13 protein-coding genes are annotated in these 15,678 nt (G+C 34.3%); 9 read left to right on the top strand and 4 right to left on the bottom strand.

Annotated features, from left to right (window positions below; genetic code table 11):
- On the top strand, positions 1 to 1,209 hold the full coding sequence (locus ASG22_RS02345; RefSeq protein WP_055979919.1) for a hypothetical protein: 1,209 nt from the start codon (positions 1 to 3) through the stop codon (positions 1,207 to 1,209).
- A 27-nt stretch (positions 1,210 to 1,236) separates the two neighbouring features.
- Here the strand turns inward: ASG22_RS02345 and ASG22_RS02340 are convergent, their stop codons facing one another.
- Positions 1,237 to 2,601, bottom strand: coding sequence for a PQQ-dependent sugar dehydrogenase (locus tag ASG22_RS02340; RefSeq protein ID WP_055979916.1), 1,365 nt, complete (start codon positions 2,599 to 2,601; stop codon positions 1,237 to 1,239).
- A gap of 215 nt (positions 2,602 to 2,816) precedes the next feature.
- On the opposite strand from ASG22_RS02340, the gene ASG22_RS02335 reads away from it, so the two are divergent.
- The 6 genes from ASG22_RS02335 (at position 2,817) to ASG22_RS02310 (ending at position 9,559) form a co-directional block, all read left to right on the top strand.
- On the top strand, positions 2,817 to 5,714 hold the full coding sequence (locus tag ASG22_RS02335; RefSeq protein ID WP_055979911.1) for a protein translocase subunit SecDF: 2,898 nt from the start codon (positions 2,817 to 2,819) through the stop codon (positions 5,712 to 5,714).
- 70 nt (positions 5,715 to 5,784) lie between these two features.
- On the top strand, positions 5,785 to 7,095 hold the full coding sequence (locus tag ASG22_RS02330) for a TCR/Tet family MFS transporter (protein WP_082504903.1): 1,311 nt from the start codon (positions 5,785 to 5,787) through the stop codon (positions 7,093 to 7,095).
- Positions 7,096 to 7,247: 152 nt separating this feature from the next.
- Entirely contained in the window at positions 7,248 to 7,583 is a 336-nt protein-coding gene (locus ASG22_RS02325) for a twin-arginine translocase TatA/TatE family subunit (RefSeq protein WP_055979905.1), read from the top strand.
- Positions 7,584 to 7,586: 3 nt separating this feature from the next.
- Positions 7,587 to 8,153 (top strand): phosphatase PAP2 family protein, encoded by a 567-nt coding sequence (locus ASG22_RS02320; protein WP_055979902.1) that lies wholly within the window; start codon positions 7,587 to 7,589, stop codon positions 8,151 to 8,153.
- Positions 8,150 to 8,965, top strand: a complete 816-nt coding sequence (locus ASG22_RS02315) for a tetratricopeptide repeat protein (protein ID WP_055979899.1) — start codon at positions 8,150 to 8,152, stop codon at positions 8,963 to 8,965. Before ASG22_RS02320 ends, ASG22_RS02315 begins: the two co-directional genes overlap by 4 nt.
- A 138-nt stretch (positions 8,966 to 9,103) precedes the next feature.
- Entirely contained in the window at positions 9,104 to 9,559 is a 456-nt protein-coding gene (locus tag ASG22_RS02310; protein WP_055979897.1) for a tRNA (cytidine(34)-2'-O)-methyltransferase, read from the top strand.
- Positions 9,560 to 9,572: 13 nt separating this feature from the next.
- Here the strand turns inward: ASG22_RS02310 and ASG22_RS02305 are convergent, their stop codons facing one another.
- Complete coding sequence (locus ASG22_RS02305) at positions 9,573 to 10,046, bottom strand: 23S rRNA (pseudouridine(1915)-N(3))-methyltransferase RlmH (RefSeq protein WP_055979894.1); 474 nt, start codon at positions 10,044 to 10,046, stop codon at positions 9,573 to 9,575.
- Between the two features lie 145 nt (positions 10,047 to 10,191).
- Between ASG22_RS02305 and ASG22_RS02300 the strand changes: the two genes are divergently transcribed.
- Positions 10,192 to 11,214, top strand: coding sequence for a DUF4421 family protein (locus ASG22_RS02300; RefSeq protein WP_055979892.1), 1,023 nt, complete (start codon positions 10,192 to 10,194; stop codon positions 11,212 to 11,214).
- Between the two features lies 1 nt (position 11,215).
- Positions 11,216 to 12,202 carry a YihY/virulence factor BrkB family protein gene (locus ASG22_RS02295; RefSeq protein ID WP_055979889.1) on the top strand — a complete coding sequence of 329 codons (987 nt, stop codon included), beginning with the start codon at positions 11,216 to 11,218 and terminating at the stop codon, positions 12,200 to 12,202.
- Here ASG22_RS02295 and nhaA read toward each other — a convergent pair.
- A complete protein-coding gene (nhaA, locus tag ASG22_RS02290; protein WP_055979886.1) occupies positions 12,199 to 13,377 on the bottom strand; it encodes a Na+/H+ antiporter NhaA in 1,179 nt (392 codons plus the stop codon). The two genes, ASG22_RS02295 and nhaA, sit on opposite strands and share 4 nt — an antisense overlap.
- Before the next feature lie 2 nt (positions 13,378 to 13,379).
- On the bottom strand, positions 13,380 to 15,590 hold the full coding sequence (locus tag ASG22_RS02285) for a RelA/SpoT family protein (RefSeq protein WP_055979883.1): 2,211 nt from the start codon (positions 15,588 to 15,590) through the stop codon (positions 13,380 to 13,382).
- Positions 15,591 to 15,678 lie beyond the last annotated feature (88 nt).

Raw genomic sequence — 15,678 nt, 5'->3', positions numbered from 1 at the left:
ATGAACAGGAAAGTTCTCTTGTTTGTACTTTTTGTGTATTCACTGATTTTTAGTGTTTTAAAAACGTTGAGGTCACCAAACGACTGGTCTGAAGCTCACTGGATGATGGATTACAGGTTTGGTTTTACTAAAAGAGGGCTGGCAGGAGAAATTTTCGGATTACTTTTTGAGAAAACTGAATTTTCTATTTTAATTCTTTCTGCAGGAATATTGTTTCTGTTGTATGTTTTGATTTTCAATATTGCGTTAAAGGAAATTTATCAACAGGAAAATAGTTTTTACAGAATATTGTTTTTTCTGATGTTTTTTCTTTCACAGTACATTATTTTTTCTGCACATCTGATTGGATATTTGGATCATGTGGTTTTTTTGCTAACGATTTTAGTTATTTTTCTGATCAAACGAAAGAAGTTATTTCTTGCACCAATCGTCGCAATGTTCAGTATTTTTATTCATGAAATTTCATTTTTTTTGATGCTGCCAATCAGTTGCTTTGCTTTAATAGTCAATGAAATTTCTGTTGAAAGATTTTCTTTGAAAAATATATTTTCTAGTATTATTTTAAAAAAGCTCATCCTTTTTTTAGCACTGCCCGTTGCAACGACAATTTTAATTTCTACTTTTCAGGAAACTAATAATGAAATCCATTTTTCTGTGATTGTTAAGTATTTAAAAGAAGTTCCTTTTATCTCAGAAAAAACTGCTGATTCAGTTTCCTCAGCATATACCAAAAGTTTCAGCTATTACTTCAAAGAGGAAAGTAGTAGTTTTATACAAAGGATATTTCTCTCAAAAGGAACGATTTTTTATGGTATTCCAATTTTATTTTCAATATGGATGATTTTTAGAGAATTTAAGCTGAAATATAATTTACAACTATTTGGTATTGTAGTGGCTATTTCAATTCTTCCTTTATTGCTTCATGCGGTAGCATATGATACCTATAGAATCTGGACATTTCCTTTTATGATTTTATTTTTGGCTTTTTGGATCTTAAGTTCAAAGTTTACAATGAAAAAAGAAAAAACAGGAAAATTATCAAATTTAGAAATCGCATTTTTTATTATTTCTTTTCTACTTGTAACGCTTGTTCCCAATTATTTGTTCGATAATGAAGTGGAAAGATTCTCTTTACCCATCAGATTACTATTGATTTTGCCGATATTTTTTATTTTATATCTATTAAAAAAGCCCCAACCAAATGTTTGAGGCTTTCAAAAATGTCTGAAAATATTTTTATTTGATAATTAATTTCTGACTGTAAGATCGTAAATCCCCGGATTTTAAATTGAGATAATAAACGCCCGCAGGAATTCCTGTGATATCAATACTTCCATCATTTTCGACTTTAGCAGATTTTAATATAATTTTTCCTTCCGTACTGATGATATCAGCGGAAATATTTTGGTCTGTTAATCCTTCAACGAAAACTTTTTCAGAAGCAGGATTAGGATAAATTCTGATCTGTGATAAATTATCTGTTTCTAAAGATGATAAAGTCCCGCTTGTGGTTATTCTGAATATTTTTCCGTTATTCACTGCTGCTACAAATAATTCATTTTGATTGTTAACTCCGAAGGTTGAGAAATTATTTCCTGTAAAAGCTGGCGTCCACGTAATTGAATTGTCTGTATTTAATATTCCAATTTGTGTAGAACAATAATCTGCGAAAATATATTTTCCTTGTAATGCGGGATAGAGCGAGCCTCTGTACACATAACCTCCCGTAATAGAACATTTACCTCCCGAATGATCATAGACCGAAACCGGAAAAGTCATCGTTGACTGAGCCGCACAACCTGTTGTATTGTAACTGTTATTTCCTTCATAGCAACGCCATCCGTAATTGATTCCTGCCTGAGTTATCGGCATTCTGTTGATTTCTTCAATCTGCCCCTGTCCGACGTCGGCAATCATCACATTTCCTGAAACGGTATCGAAATTAAATTTCCAGGCATTTCTCAATCCGTAAGCCCATACTTCATCAGCACCATCTACACCCACAAAAGGGTTACCCGAAGGAATATTATAAGCTCCTGTAGCATTTACATCAATTCTTAACATTTTTCCTAACAAAGAATTTTTATTCTGTGCATTATTGTTGGGATCTCCGCCACTTCCTCCATCACCGGTTACCACCCACAGATTTCCGTCTGGAGCAAAATGAATACTTCCTCCATTGTGATTATCGAAAGGTTTTGGAATGTTTAATATAATCTTTTCGGTGGCAGGATCAGCAACATTTGCATCGGCAGTTACCGTGTATCTCGCTACCGTAATATTTCCTGCTGTATTATTATAATACACAAAAAAATACCCATTAGTCGAGTATTGCGGGTGAAATGCCATTCCTAAAAGTCCTCTTTCTCCCCCATAAGTGATTTTCGAACTGATATTTAGAAAATCAGTCGAATTCACAGTTCCGTTAGGTTGTACAATTTTAATAATTCCGTTCTGCTGCACAACAAAAAGCCTGTTGTCGTTTACATTCACAATCTCTACCGGAGCGGTAAACCCGGTAGCAAATTCCTGCAGAGCGATTGTCTGCGAATTAAGGATTAGAGAAGAAAAAATCCCTCCCATAAAAAGTAGTTTTTTCATAATATTTTGATATTTAGTGTATTAAATCTGAATGAAAATTTCATACCAATCAAAATTTGAAAAATTCACTACAATACTCTCAAAAAATTATTAAATCTGAAATCCAAATAACAATACCGATATATCTGAAAATAAACGATTTCTGTTGTTAATAATTCATAAAATTCAATAAAATGATTATATTTGCCGACTTAATTTAACGTAGTTATAACAAAATGCAAGGAAAAGGACTTATTACAATTGTTGCTATTGTCCTGGGGTTGATCTGCTTAAACGAGCTTTTACCAACCTGGTACGCCAGCAAAATTGAATCGCAGATTGAGGCTGCGAACGGAAACGAGAAAGAGATCAAACGACTGAAGGAAGATACTCTGAATCTTGGTTTTACAAAGCTTTATTATTCAAGAGCTAAAGACAAAGAAATGAAGCTTGGTCTTGACTTAAAAGGGGGGATTAACGTTCTTTTGGAGATTAATCAGAGAGATCTTGTGAATGATCTTACAAATTATTCTACCAACCCGATCCTTATCGAGGCTTTAAACAAAACCGATGAAGTTCAGAAAAACTCTACCAAGGCTTACATCGATAATTTCTTTGATCAGTTTGATGCCATCAACAAAGCAAAAGGTACAAATCTAAAATTGGCAGATCCGGAACTTTTCGGAAACACTGGTCTTTCTGAGGTAAAGTACAATACGCCTGATGATCAGGTAAAAAGCATTGTTAAAAGAAAAATTGATGCTTCTGTAGGTACTGCTTTTGAAGTTATCAGAACAAGAATTGATAAGTTGGGAGCAATCCAGCCGAATGTTCAGAGAGTACCTGGTACCGCTAGAATTTCTGTGGAAATGCCTGGTATGAAGGACATCGATAAGGTGAAGAAAATGCTTCAGACTTCTGCAAAACTTCAGTTCTGGGAAGTACAGCAGATTCCTGAAATTGCGCCTTATTTCCAATCATTAAGTGCAGCAGTTGCTACGAAAGGAGATTCTATCGGAGTTGCAAAAAATGTAAACTTCATGAATTTATTACAAGGTGGTAAATCAGCAAATCCAAGCTCAGTAGGAAGCGTTAAATTGTCTGATACAGCTGTTGTAAACAAAATTTTAAATAGTAAAATAGCTCAGACATTACGTCCGGCTAATATTAAATATACTCAGTTCATGTGGGGTTACAAACCGGACGATTCAGATCGTGAAAGTTTGGTTCTATATGCAATCAGAGGAAGTATCAACCAAAAAGCACCGGTTGATGGTTCTGTAGAAAAAGCAAGCATCAGCTATGACGAACTTGGAAGAATCGAAGTTAGCATGCAGATGGATTCTAAAGGAGCGAAAGACTGGAAAACTTTAACTGAGAAAAACATTCAGAAGCCTGTAGCAGTTACGCTTGATAACAGAGTATACAGTGCACCGAATGTACAGAGTGTAATTCCTAACGGAAGCACAAGAATTTCCGGTAACTATACGCAGGAAGAAGCGAAAGAACTTGTTGATGTATTAGGTGCTGGTAAATTGCCTGCAGGTGCAAAAGTTGTTCAGGCTACTCAGGTAGGTCCGTCATTAGGACAAGAGTCTATTGATGCGGGAGTTATGTCATTTGCTATTGCATTTTTAATTATTATCGTTTATATCATTTTCTATTATGGTGGTGCAGGGGTATACGCTGTAATTGCGATGATTGTCAACTTATTCTATATTTTCGGAATTATGGATTCCGGAGACTTTACATTAACGCTTCCGGGTATCGCAGGTATTGTACTTACAATGGCGATGGCAGTTGATACAAACGTAATTATTTACGAAAGAACGAAGGAAGAATTATTTGCAGGAAAAAGTATCTTAGAGGCTTATAAAGACGGTTTCAAACATGCATTAAGTGCAATTGTCGATGGTCACTTAACGACATTATTAACGGCAGGTGTACTTTTCTTATTCGGAACAGGTCCAATCAAAGGATTTGCTTTAACATTAGGAATTGGTATCTTAATGACATTCTTTACTTCCGTATTGCTTTCAAGAGTAATGATCTTCTCTAGATTGAACAAAGGAAAAGGCCTTTCTGTTTGGACGGCTCCAACGAAGAACCTTTTCAGAAATACTTGGATCGATTTTATCGGAAAAAGAAAATATGCTTACATCGTTTCAGCTGTTTTAACAGTGGTTTGTATTGCATCGATTGCGATTCACGGATTTAAATACGGAATCGATTTTACAGGGGGTAGAAACTACGTGGTAAGATTTGATAAAGATGTAAATGCTGAAGATGTTGAAAGTAAATTAGTAAAAATATTCCAGACGGAAGATGGTAAGAATTCTTCTGTAGAAGCTAAAACTTTTGGTAATTCTAAGCAATTGAAAATCTCTACAGATTACCTTATTGAAGATGAATCTCTGAAAGCTGACCAGACTGTAGAACAGAAATTGTATGAAGGTTTGAAATCAAGTTTACCTTCAAATATAACATTAAGTGATTTCAAATCTGCCGACAAAGAACATGCAGGAATTGTATCTTCTGAAAAAGTAGGACCTACAGTAGCAGATGACATCAAAACTCACGGTATTCTTGCAGTAGTAGCTGCTTTGGGAGGTATCTTTATCTATATCTTGGTAAGATTTAGAAAATGGCAATTCTCATTGGGTGCTGTTGCGGCATTATTCCACGATGCGGTTATTATTTTGGGAGCGTATTCATTGCTTCACAAATATATGCCGTTCAACATGGAAATTAACCAGGATTTTGTGGCTGCGATCTTGACGGTATTAGGATATTCAATTAACGATACCGTAATTATCTTCGACAGAATTAGAGAATATTTAAGAGAGAAAAAATCTTTAACATTGGCTGGATTGTTTGATGACTCTATTTCAAGTACATTGGGTAGAACATTCAATACTTCATTTACAACGATCCTTGTAATTTTGGCAATCTTTATCTTTGGTGGAGATAACCTGAGAGGATTTATGTTTGCCATGTTAATCGGTATTGCTTTCGGTACCTATTCATCCATCTTCGTTGCGTCGGCAATCGCTTACGACTTCCTTAAAACAGGAAAAGAAGATGAAGTACACGGAAAAACGACTTCTAATAAAGAAGTACTTGCTTCAAAATAATTTATACTACAATAAATAAGAAAAAGCCTTTCAGATTGAAAGGCTTTTTTTGTGGATGTAAGTTGTTTTTATTTCACTATTCACATTTTCATTTGTTCTTAATTTAGAATCATTATTTTCTGGATTTGATTATTTTTGCAAGGTTATGGAAAACTCGAAGAAAAAAGCGGCAATTGGTTTTATATTCATTACTCTTTTAATAGATGTAATCGGATTGGGAATTATTATACCGGTAATTCCAAAGCTTATCGAGGAACTCATTCACGGAAGCGTAAATGAAGCGGCAAAATACGGTGGATGGCTTGGTTTTGCGTATGCTTTTACTCAATTTCTTTTTTCTCCGGTTATCGGAAATTTAAGTGATAAATACGGAAGAAGACCGATTATTCTGATTTCCCTTTTTGGATTTGCTGTCGACTATATTTTTCTTGCCTTGGCTCCCACCATCGGATTGCTTTTTGTAGGAAGGATCATTGCCGGAATCACAGGAGCAAGTTTTACCACGGCAAGTGCTTATATCGCAGATATTTCTACGGATAAAGACCGTTCTAAGAATTTTGGATTGATCGGGGCAGCTTTTGGACTGGGATTTATCATAGGACCTCTTTTGGGCGGCGTTTTGGGACATTTCGGTGCAAGAGTTCCTTTTTATGCAGCGGCAGTTTTATGTCTGATAAATTTCCTTTACGGCTATTTTATTCTCCCTGAAAGTTTAGATAAAGACAAAAGAAGAGAATTCGACTGGAAGCGCGCAAATCCTATCGGTTCATTTAAATTTTTACTAAAGCATCCTGAACTTTCGGGATTGGTTTTAACGCTTTTCTTGGTATATATCGCAGGTCATGCCGTACAGACAAACTGGAGTTATTTTACCATGGCTGAGTTTAAATGGACAGAATTGACCGTCGGAATTTCATTAGGCGTTGTCGGTTTTTTGGTAGCAGTTGTTCAGGGATTTTTGATACGATGGACAGCTCCGAAATTAGGTGATTATAAAAGTATTTACATCGGTCTTGCTTTATATGCAATAGGAATGTTGCTGTTTTCGTTTGCCACAGAAGGCTGGATGATGTTTGTAATTCTTATTCCATATTGTTTAGGAGGAATTTGCGGTCCTTCGCTGCAATCCGTTATTTCTAAAGGTGTTCCGGCGAATGAGCAAGGTGAATTGCAAGGTGCTTTAACAAGTTTAATGAGTATAACTTCTACAATCGGTCCACCGTTGATGACGAATCTTTTTTATCACTTCAGTGAAAAAACATCATCATTCAGATTTCCGGGTGCGCCGTTCTTTTTGGCATTTATTTTAATGGCAATAAGTGTTTTTCTTACCTATTTTAATTTTAAGAAAAAAGAAATCCGGAAAGATGTTGTTGAATAAACATAATGTATCAATACATATAAACGTCATTATTAAAGGATTTTAAACGTATTAAACTGATAAAGAAAGGTGTAAAATTACCCTAAACTTAATATTTTATTAAAAATTAATATTTCACATTCAGATTCATATATCTTTTGTAATTTTACATCATGGAATTAAGCATTGGAGAAATGGCATTGATTGCAGTTGCGATCGTCGTATTATTCGGACCTGATAAACTTCCTCAGATTGCGCGTGACTTAGGGTCGGGTGTAAGAAAAATGCGTGGCGCAGTGGAAGACATCAAAACTGAAATCATGAAAGAAACAGACAATCCCGTTTCTGAGATTAAGCGCGAAATCGAAAAGGTAAAAGATGCTGCAAAAGATTTTAATCCGATGAAAGATATTGATAAAGATGTTATTTCTGAACCAAAAATATCAGACGAAGCTCCTAAACTAAAGCCTTCTGACGACGAATCTTACGAAGGTCCTGTAAGCAGATAATACATGGAGGAGATCGTTCAGGAAGATAAAAAGGTCTTTTTGTTTCTCAATAATTTGGGAAATTCTTCTTTCGACCAATTTTGGATGCTCATTTCCAGCACCTGGATCTGGGTTCCTTTATACATTATTTTATGTTATTTTTTGTATAAGAATTACAAGGTAAAATCATTAATTTTTATCCTGATATTCATAGCAATCGGGGTTACTGTTTCAGATCAGTTAGCCAGTATTTTTAAGTTTGGAGTGGCAAGATTAAGACCTTGTCATGACCCCACTTTAGAGCATCACATGAGAATCGTAAAGTGTGGCGGACAGTTCGGATTTTACTCTGCACATGCTTCCAACACATTCCTTTTGGCATCTTACCTTAGTATTTTGTTAAAAAATAAAATTAAATGGTTTCCTTATGCTATATTTGTGTGGGCTGTCGTTGTATCGTATAGCCGCATTTATTTAGGAGTGCATTTCCCGATAGATATTTTGGTAGGAGCGTTTGTTGGATCTTTATTGGGCGTAATTTTTGGCGCACTCGCAAAAAAAGTGATCAACAAGCAAAATAATTCTATATGAAAAAACATCTATTCATTCTGGCAGTAGCTTTTACAGCAGGTAATTTCTACGCACAGGATAAAAAAACGGCGGAGGACTGCTTCCAAAAAGCAGATTATAAATGTGCCGAAGAGGAATATTCTAAATTGGCTCAAAGTGAAAAAATTCAAAAATTACAGTCAGAATACTACAATAATTTGGGTACTGCTCAAAGAAGACTAGGCAAAACAACTTCTGCCTTTAAATCTTATGAATCTGCTTTAAAATCTAACCCTATGTCGGCTGCGGTGTATGCCAATTTAGGCTCTATTCACGGTCAGAAAGGAAATAAGCAGGCAGCAATTGATTATCTTAACAAAGGTCTTCAAATTGAGCCTGAAAATGCCGATATGTATCTTACCCGTGCTAAAGTGTATGAAAATTTAGGCAAGAAAGATTTAGCAGCAAAAGATTTAAATCATATTTTAACTTTTGCGCCAGACAATATCTATGCAAGAACAGGATTGGCAAATCTTAAAAAGAATAGCCGCGATCTGGAAGGTGCTTTAAAAGATTACAATACATTAATCTCAGAAAAACCTGAATCGCTTTTATACAGCGGGAGAGGGGATGTTTATTTTAAATTAAAGAAAAATAAAGAAGCTCTTGCCGATGTAAACAAAGCAATTGCAATTGACCCTAAGTTTGCTCAGGCTCACGTAAATAAAGCGTTGATTTTATTTGAAACAGCAAAACCAAAAGAGGCATGTGCGAGCTTAGATAAAGCGGTAAGTTTAGGATATGAAAAGCCTTTGTTGCTGGAGCAATATGCTAAATGTGAAATCAAAAAATAATTTTAATTTATACTAAAAATTAATTGAAAGCATCAATAGGGACGGGCTTTAGCCCGTTTTCGTTTTTTATAAATAAAAATAGGCTTTAGCCAAAACCTGATTTGTTTTAGCTATTTTTGCAGTCAGTAAAAAAATATCATGCTAAACATTGTTCTTGTAGAACCGGAAATCCCCAACAACACAGGAAATATCGGAAGACTATGCGTAGGAACCGAAAGTAAATTGCACCTCATTCATCCGTTTGGGTTTGTAATTGATGATAAAAATTTGAAACGTTCAGGTTTAGATTATTGGGTTCACCTTGATGTTACCGAATATGAAAATGTAGATGAATGGATGAAGGTTATTCCTGATTTGTCCCGTGTTTTCCTGATGAGTTCACACGCTGAAAAGTCCTATCTGGAAACTGATTTTCAAGATGGGGACTGGCTTGTTTTCGGAAAAGAAAGTGTTGGTTTGAGTAAAGATGTTTTAGATCGTTTTAAAAATCATCTGACCATTCCAATGTCAAAATTAATCAGAAGTTTTAATATTGCGAATTCCGTTGCGTTTGTGGTAGGTGAGGCAAAAAGACAGATTAATTTAAAAGTTTAGATTAGTTGAAGTTTTAATCGTTATGATAAGGTTTTCCCTGTAGAATCTGATCGGCACGATAGACTTGTTCAACGATAAATAACCGGATCATTTGGTGTGTAAATGTCATTTTAGATAATGACATTTTTTCATTGGCTCTGGTGTATATTTCTTCCGAAAATCCGTAAGCTCCGCCAATTAACAGATGAATTTTTTTCACTGAGGAATTCATCCAGTTATCAATTTTCTGTGCAAATTCCCGGCTGGTAAACTGTTTTCCTTTTTCATCCAGAATCATCACGAGATCAGTTCTGTCGATGTGATTCATAAACAGTTTTGCTTCTTCTTTTTTCAAAAGATCCGGAGAAAGGTTTTTCGCATTTTTTACGTCAGGAATTTCAATAATTTCAAAATTCCAGTGTTTGGGAAGGCGTTTCAGGTAATAATTAATTAAAGAAGTGATTTCCTTATCGTCTGTTTTGCCAATACAAAGCAAATTAATCTGCATGTTCTGTCTTTAGTTATTTTAAAGTTCAAAGATATTCATAAATTAAAGAAAGTCATAATGTATTATTCCCTTTAGGGTTAGAGAAATAGTTTTCATACATTTTAAAGTTTAAAAAAATCATTACTTTTGTGGTAACACCAACTCGATGAAAGCAAAAATCCTTTCTTCTCTGTTTTTATATTTCTCATTAATTTCTTATGCACAGGAAGTTAATGATGATCAGATCCAAAAACATATCAAGGAAGATGATAAGAAAATTTCAGTCGTTACGGGATTGAGTTACCTCCACAATAATTTTGGCTTATTATATCAGGATAAGATTTTCAGATTGAGACCTAATGATGCTTTTTACACGGAGTTTTTTTTGCGGTATCGATGGTTGGATGTAAGTTTTTCTTTTGCCCCGAAACTAACAAGAATCAACAATGATGATCCGGAAAAAGGAAAATCAAAATATTTCAACTTTGGGTTTACATTCTTTTTAGGTCCAAAAATTAGACAGTATGTTTATTTCAGTCAAGTGACTGGTTTGTATTTTCAGGATACCAAAGAATTTATGCGTCTACTATATGGAAATGACTTTAATCAGGAAGGTTATCTGCAGTTTCCTGATGCAAAATATCGTTCATACAAAGGGGAAACCAGTTATTTGTGGCTGGGAAATAAAACTGATTACAGAAGCTTTAATAATATGACTTACCAACCATTGAAGGATGTTTTTGTAATAAGTACCGGGCTTTTTTATCAGTATAATATTCTCAGTGATCTTAATAAAACGATTTATCAGAACGAAATTTTTACTCAAAATGAAAATGATTCTCCATCAAAAGATATCAGGATTGCTTTACGATCGGGTGGAGGTGTTCAGAAAAAAATCAAAGCAAATTGGTATGCAATCGTAGAAGTTTATCCCGAATTTTATTATTCTAAATTAATAGATGATGATTTTCATGAATTTAATGTCGGATTATATTCCAATGCCCGAGTAGGTTATGATAACGGAAAATGGTTTTTCGGTGGCGGAACTCAGCTGAACTGGATCAACAGTTCCAATGAGAATTTTTATTCAACTACGCAGTGGTTGTTTAGGGTAGGAGTTGGTTTCCGGTTTAATTCCCCTACATTTGTAAACAAAAATTTTGATAAAATAGATAATATCATAAAGTAAAATGGCTATAAAACTTCCGAAATTTATCTTGAAAGTTCAGGAATTCTTTGATGATATCCATATTCCCTTGTTGGGAATATCGCTTTGGCAAATGTTTCAAATCTACATTAAAGGAGTTTTCAAAGACAAAATTGGTCGTAAAGCAGCGGCAATTTCCTGGAGTTTTACGATCAGCTTATTTCCTTTCTTACTTTTCCTGTTGTCGATTTTACCGTATATGCCGCATTACGACAAGCTTCAGTATTATATCTTTGAAGTGCTGATCCATAATGTTTTTCCTGCTAAAATGGAAAATGATGTACGAGGTTATATCGAGACTAATATTATTCCTAATATGAAAGGAATCAGTAATTTAACAATCGTTTTAGCTTTGGTTTTTGCCACAAATGGAACATTTTCTCTAATTAATGGATTCAACGAAAATCAGGAAGAAAAAATGACTGATGTTAAAGAATTTATTCTTTCCTTTTTTATTACCATTGGCTTTATAAGTATTGTGTTTTTAGCTCTTTTTGGTGTATATTATTCAGAAGTTGTATTACGACCGTATACGCCTGTTTATGAGATTTCATGGCTCGTTGATAACCTTTCCAAACTGATTGGTTTTGTCTCTTTTCCGGTATTCTATTTTATACTGTTAACCTTGTTTTATTGGTTGGGAACGGTGAGAATTGCAAGATTCCGACAGGCAATTCCAGGGGCAATTCTTACAACTGTTTTATTTGTTGTAACAACGTATGGTTTTGCTTTGTATGTAAAGAATATTGCCCGTTACAACGTTCTTTACGGTTCTATTGGAAGTATGATATTGTTAATGGTTTGGGTAAATGTAAATGTATATTTGCTTCTTTTCGGAAACGAATTAAATATGGCGCTTAGGAAATTGAGGATAGAAAAATTGTTGTCTGATGAATTAAAAAAGGAATCCGAAAATTATCATATCGCCAATTCTGAACCTACTGTGAAAAGTGATAAAAATAAAAATTAATCTTCCTGTAAAATTTTACTCTTTTTAGAACTTATTCTTAAAATTATAAATCCTAAAACTGCTGCCAAAAATGACGCAATTAAAATCGCAAATTTTGCTTCATCCTGAATTTCAATTTCTCCTTTGAAAGAAAGTAAAGCGATAAAAATTGACATGGTAAAACCGATTCCGGCAAGAAATCCTACACCAATCATTTGTGTCCACGAACTGTTTTGAGGTAAAGAACTTAATTTTAGTTTAATAGCGATCAACGAAAACAGATTAATTCCTATTAATTTTCCTATAACCAAACCGGAAATAATTCCCAATCCTAAAGTACTTGTCAATCCGGAAATCATATCATTAGTAAACGTGATATTCGTATTAGTCAAAGCAAAAATAGGCATGATTAAAAAACTTACAGGAAAATGAAGTTGATGTTCCAGCTTCTCCAATGGTGAAATTTCTACATTAGAAGTATTCGTCGGAATTGAAAATGCCAAGACAACTCCCGCAATCGTAGCATGAATTCCGGAATGATGAAGGAAATACCATAAAAATAATCCGGGAATAATATAGAAAATAATTTTCGTAACTTTTAAGAAATTTAATAAAAACAATAAAGCTGTAACACCAAAAGATAATAATAAATACATCCAATGAATTTGTTCGGTATAAAATATAGCAATTACTAAAATTGCTCCCAAATCATCTACAATTGCTAACGCTGCAAGAAAAATTTTAATAGAATTCGGAATGCTTTTCCCAAGCATTGAAATAATTGCGAGAGAAAAAGCAATATCTGTAGCCATCGGAATTCCCCAGCCGTTTGCATATTCTGTTCCTGAATTAAAAATGGTATAAATAACTGCCGGAACCAACATTCCGCCAATCGCTGCAAAAATTGGTAATGACGCATTTTTGAAAGATGAAAGTTCGCCTTCCAACATCTCTCTTTTGATTTCAAGACCAACTAATAGAAAGAATATCGCCATTAATCCGTCATTGATCCAAATGCTTACAGGGTATTGTAAGTGAAAAATTTCTGTCCCGATTTCCTGATCTAAAAGCTGTTGAAAATTTTCGGCAACAGAAGAATTTGCAATTAATAGTGATATTAAAACACAGAAAATCAAAATGATTCCCGAAGATTGATTGCTTTGTAAAAATTTCTTAAAGTATATAGATAAATTCATTTCTAAGATTGTATTCTTCTGATTCTTGATACACCGTTGATGTCGTTCAATTTTTTAAATGTTTGCTCCAATTGGCTTCTGTTTTTAACTTCAAGAATAATATTTCCTGTAAAAATTCCGTCATTGGATTCAATCGACATACTTTTCATATCCATTCCCATCGATCCGCTGATCACGGTAGTAATATCGTTAATCATCCCCATTCTGTCAAGACCTTCAATCTCAATTTTCACTCTGTTTTTGAAGCTTTCAGCATTCACCCATTTGGCAGGAATTACCCTGTAGTCGTACTGAGCACGGAGATTAATCGCATTTGGACAGCTGTCACTGTGAACTTTAATTCCTTCAGAAATGGTAATGAAACCAAAAATTTTATCACCGGGAATTACCGTACAACATTTTGCGTACGTATAATTTAACTTCTCTTCGTCCTTTCCAAAGACGATCATATCCAGATTTTGCTCCTTTGGTTCTATATAAACCGAATTTTTCGTTGGAGATTTTCTGAATCTTGAAAGTAAGTTGTTAAATACATTTTTACTTTCAATATATTTTCTTAAACTGCTGACATCAAGTTCGTTACTTTGGAATTTTAAGAATAATTCCTGTGAACTTTTTAGATTGAAGAATTTTTGAAGTTTATTGATTTCTTCATCGTTAAAATTAATTTTAGCATGACGAAGTTTTCTCTGTAGAATTTCTTTTCCATCTTCTACCAATTGATTTTTTTGTGAGTTCAAATAGCTCTTAATCTTAGATTTAGCTTTTGATGTAACTACAAATTCAAGCCAGTCAGATTTTGGTTTTTGATTTTGAGAAGATAAAATATCAATCTGATCTCCATTTTGAAGAACATAAGAGATTGGAACCAATTTACCATTGATTTTTGCGCCTAAACACTTCATTCCCAAATCGGAGTGAACGGAAAATGCAAAATCGAGTGCCGTGGCGTTAGTTGGTAAAATTTTAATTTCACCTTTTGGCGTAAATACAAAAACTTCTTTTGAATATAAATTAAGTTTTATATTGTCCAAAAGTTCCGAAGTGGAAAGATTCTGCTGTTGTTCCAAAACTTCACGGATTTCGGTCACCCAGTTTTCAAAATTCCGGTCATCGGAACTTTGCTTGTAGCCTTCTTTATATTTGTAATGTGCGGCAACCCCTTTTTCAGCAATCTCATCCATCCTTTCAGAACGGATCTGTACTTCAATCCACTTTTTATCAGGACCTAAAACGGTTAAATGTAAACTTTCATAACCCGTTGAACGAGGCTGAGTAATCCAGTCACGCATCCTCGATGGATTACTGTGATAAACATCAGTTACGATAGAATAAATTTTCCAGGCAAGGAATTTTTCATTCTTAGCGTCTGATTTATAGATGATTCTAATAGCGTAGTTGTCATACACTTCTTCAAAAGAAACACCTTGCTTCAGCATTTTTCTATAAATAGAAGAAATTGCCTTTGCCCTTCCTTTTATCTTAAAATGCAGTCCTTCCTCTTCTAATTTCTGAGAAACTTCCTGAGTGAACTCTTGGATGTATCTTTCACGGTTTTCTTTTGCGAGTTCCAATTTCTCGGTGATTTCGCTATAAACTTCAGGATTGTTATATTTTAAAGATAAGTCCTCAAGCTCAGATTTAATATTGTATAAACCCAGACGGTGTGCCATCGGGGCATAAATATAAACTGTTTCAGAAGCGATTTTTTTCTGCTTGTCCGGAACCATACTTTCCAACGTTCTCATATTGTGAAGTCGGTCTGCAATTTTTATTAAAATGACTCTAAAGTCTTCGGAAAGCGTAAGTAAAAGTTTCCTGTAATTTTCAGACTGAACAGAAATATTCTGATGATTCATGATGGATATTTTCGTTAATCCATTCACGATGTTTGCTATTTTTTCACCAAAAATTTTCTTTAAATCCTCATAGGTATAATCTGAATCTTCGATAACGTCATGCAGAAGCGCACAGGCAATGGAAGTTGCTCCTAAACCGATTTCCGTAGCAACAATTTTGGCAACAGCAATAGGGTGGTAAATGTAAGGTTCACCAGATTTTCTTCGTTGATCTTTGTGTGCATCTAAAGCGATATCAAATGCTTTTCGGATGAGTTTATTATTTTCCTCATCCAAAGTTCTATATGTGTTAGAAATCAGATCCTTATATCTCGCAAGGATCTCTTTGTTTTCCTGTTCTAAATCGTAACTCATCTGTGCAAATGCCTATATTTAAACGAAAATACGAAAATTTTTGCACTTTTCAAATAAGAAAAATCCGTAGAATCTTCTACGGATTTCC

It is taken from the genome of Chryseobacterium sp. Leaf405 (genome assembly GCF_001425355.1).
Classification (GTDB): Bacteria; Bacteroidota; Bacteroidia; order Flavobacteriales; family Weeksellaceae; genus Chryseobacterium.
Note: the sequence above shows the minus strand (reverse complement) of the source record. Positions and strands in the feature narration are given on the sequence as shown.

Bases quoted from the DNA above. Each gene is read 5' to 3' on its own strand.
- ASG22_RS02345 (WP_055979919.1), top strand. From the start codon at position 1: ATGAACAGGAAAGTTCTCTTGTTTGTACTTTTTGTGTATTCACTGATT.
- ASG22_RS02340 (WP_055979916.1), bottom strand. From the start codon at position 2,601: ATGAAAAAACTACTTTTTATGGGAGGGATTTTTTCTTCTCTAATCCTT.
- ASG22_RS02335 (WP_055979911.1), top strand. From the start codon at position 2,817: ATGCAAGGAAAAGGACTTATTACAATTGTTGCTATTGTCCTGGGGTTG.
- ASG22_RS02325 (WP_055979905.1), top strand. From the start codon at position 7,248: ATGGAATTAAGCATTGGAGAAATGGCATTGATTGCAGTTGCGATCGTC.
- ASG22_RS02320 (WP_055979902.1), top strand. From the start codon at position 7,587: ATGGAGGAGATCGTTCAGGAAGATAAAAAGGTCTTTTTGTTTCTCAAT.
- ASG22_RS02315 (WP_055979899.1), top strand. From the start codon at position 8,150: ATGAAAAAACATCTATTCATTCTGGCAGTAGCTTTTACAGCAGGTAAT.
- ASG22_RS02310 (WP_055979897.1), top strand. From the start codon at position 9,104: ATGCTAAACATTGTTCTTGTAGAACCGGAAATCCCCAACAACACAGGA.
- ASG22_RS02305 (WP_055979894.1), bottom strand. From the start codon at position 10,046: ATGCAGATTAATTTGCTTTGTATTGGCAAAACAGACGATAAGGAAATC.
- ASG22_RS02300 (WP_055979892.1), top strand. From the start codon at position 10,192: ATGAAAGCAAAAATCCTTTCTTCTCTGTTTTTATATTTCTCATTAATT.
- ASG22_RS02295 (WP_055979889.1), top strand. From the start codon at position 11,216: ATGGCTATAAAACTTCCGAAATTTATCTTGAAAGTTCAGGAATTCTTT.
- nhaA (WP_055979886.1), bottom strand. From the start codon at position 13,377: ATGAATTTATCTATATACTTTAAGAAATTTTTACAAAGCAATCAATCT.
- ASG22_RS02285 (WP_055979883.1), bottom strand. From the start codon at position 15,590: ATGAGTTACGATTTAGAACAGGAAAACAAAGAGATCCTTGCGAGATAT.